We start from the raw sequence: 1,815 nt of genomic DNA, 5'->3' as shown, positions 1-1,815 counted from the left end.
CCGGACTCGACAGCTGCGGGCAGTTTGCCGATGACCGTGATCTCTTCGCGGTCGACGATCACCGCGGGATCGCCGTCGAACCAGTCGTCAGGCAGGCGACCGGCGAACCACTCCGTTGCGTCACCGGCGTCGGGCTGGTGCGCCTGCTGCCAACCTCCGGGGCGGCCGGACCGCCGGCCTCGTTCGTAACGTTGTCTCATGATTACATGATTACACCGTTTCACACCGGTGGGAACAGCGTTCTCCGCCAGCGAACGCAGCGGTTCGGGGTCGGCGATCAATGCGGGCTAGCGCTCCGGGCCGTCACCGCGACGGGCGCGGAAGAGCCTGATATCCCCCTTGATGCCCTTGAGGTGCCGGGGGCCCGCGAAAGACCAGCTGAAGCCGGCGGAATCGCCGACCGCCGTACGGACCGACTCGGCCACCAGGACGGCGCCTGGCCGCGCAAGATCGGTCACCCGGCTAGCCGCATTCACCGGACTGCCGAACCAGTCGCCGGCTCGGCTCACCGCGGGCCCGGCGGCGACGCCCGCCCGGAGCCGCGGAAAGTCATTGTCGGTGTCAACGGCCTCGACAAGGTTCAACACGGCGTCCAGCAGCGGCACCGGGCGAGGACAGACGAGCATCACCGCGTCGCCGATCGTTTTGATGAACCGCACCGGCGGGACAGCCACGTCGCGGGCGAGATCACCCAGCCGGTTGGCAAGTTGTCCCAGCTCCTCGGGCGGCACGGCCTCACCCAGCCGGGTAAACCCGACAAGATCACCGAACGCGACGGTCACTTGACGCGCGCCGGGCAGCGGCTCGCCCGCAGCCCGCTCGCTGGCGTTGACCAATTCCGTCTCGAGCGAGTGCCGCAACTGCATGAACAGCATCTCCTGGACCGTCGGGCCCAGCAACGGCGCCAGCCGGCTCACCAGCGCATAGGTTCGTTTGGCGAGTTCCAGTTCAGTCGCCCCCGGTGTCAGCACCGCGGCCAGTACGGAGTAGCGCATCACCTCCGCCGCGTGCGAGAGGCCTTCGGTGAGTACCCGCGCCACGAGCACCATGTGGTCAGGATCCAGCCCCAGCTCGACGAACCGCTGAACATGTGCCGCGGCCGCACCGTCGGCGCGCATATGCACGGCGGCGTACGGATCGTCCACCCTGGAAAGCCCGACGGCGCGCTGCACCCGCTGCAGCAGGTCCAAGTCGACGCCGGCGGATTCGCTGACCTCCCGTGCCGAAACGTAGGTGCCATCGTCGCCAGCGACTCGGCGCGCCGCCAGCAGCATGGGAGCGGACACACCCCGGATCTCGTCGACGCTGATGCCCTTCTCGAGCAGCCACTCGATCAGCTCAGCACGTTCGTCGCGGGCGGTGCCCTCCAGACCGTCAAGCAGAGGTTCGATCCCAGCGTCGTCCACGCCGTCAACGTATACGCCGGTGCGCGATCATGGGAGCCGATGACGACCACACCGCTGCTGCAGGGGTTCCCGCCGGTCGTCGGCGACGGTGCCCGGCTGCTGATCCTCGGCTCATTCCCCAGCGTTCAATCGCTGGCGCTTCGTCAGTACTACGCCAACCCGCGTAATGCGTTCTGGGGGATCACCGGCCGGATCTTCGGCTTTGACGTGAGCGAGCCGTACCAACACCGGCTGGCCGTCCTGCGATCGAACGGCGTCGCGCTGTGGGATGTGCTGTATCGGTGTCGGCGCCGCGGCAGCGCGGACGCCGCCATCGACTCGAAGAGCAGCGTGGTCAACGACTTCGACAGGCTGTTCAGCACCTATCCGGACCTGACGCGGGTCTACTTCAACGGCGCAACGGCGGCCA

General features: G+C 67.8%; 2 protein-coding genes and 1 pseudogene. 1 reads left to right on the top strand and 2 read right to left on the bottom strand.

Annotated elements, in window-relative coordinates; all coding sequences use genetic code 11:
* Positions 1 to 200 (bottom strand): annotated as a pseudogene (locus WA317_RS21490) (hypothetical protein); the annotation flags it as partial.
* Positions 201 to 287: 87 nt separating this feature from the next.
* On the bottom strand, positions 288 to 1,406 hold the full coding sequence (locus WA317_RS21485; RefSeq protein ID WP_425174951.1) for an adenylate/guanylate cyclase domain-containing protein: 1,119 nt from the start codon (positions 1,404 to 1,406) through the stop codon (positions 288 to 290).
* Between the two features lie 39 nt (positions 1,407 to 1,445).
* Here WA317_RS21485 and WA317_RS21480 point away from each other — a divergent pair.
* The coding region (locus WA317_RS21480; RefSeq protein WP_425174950.1) for a DNA-deoxyinosine glycosylase at positions 1,446 to 1,815 on the top strand (370 nt) is incomplete at its 3' end.

It is taken from the genome of Mycobacterium sp. (assembly GCF_049802695.1).
In the GTDB taxonomy this organism is placed as follows: Bacteria; Actinomycetota; Actinomycetes; order Mycobacteriales; family Mycobacteriaceae; genus Mycobacterium.
The sequence above is the reverse complement of the archived record's forward strand: the minus strand, read 5'-3'. Positions and strand labels throughout refer to the sequence as shown.